The organism is Monashia sp. HAY1-5C, from assembly GCF_056755255.1.
In genome coordinates this window covers 1-255 of sequence record NZ_JBPGXG010000514.1, presented here as the reverse complement: position 1 = coordinate 255, position 255 = coordinate 1, and the positions used below count along the sequence as shown (strand labels likewise).

Here is a 255-nt window from a genome sequence, read left to right as displayed (position 1 = left end):
CGTCAGATGTGTATAAGAGACAGAAAAAGTAGTTGACAAGGGCTGCGAAATTGCCATTGTGATTGGAGGAGGAAATATTTTCCGTGGTGTGGCAGGAGCTGCAAAAGGAATGGACCGTGTGCAAGGAGATTATATGGGAATGCTTGCAACAGTAATCAACGGAATGGCGCTACAAGGCGCCCTGGAAGATGCAGGAAGTAAGACAAAACTTCAGTCTGCCATTGAAGTGGATAAAGTTGCAGAACCTTTCATTAA

Annotated in this window: 1 pseudogene; it reads left to right on the top strand. The window is 44.7% G+C overall.

Features of this window, described 5'->3' with window-relative positions:
* Positions 1-37 precede the first annotated feature (37 nt).
* Positions 38-255 (top strand): annotated as a pseudogene (gene pyrH, locus ACR9ZK_RS22620) (UMP kinase); the annotation flags it as partial.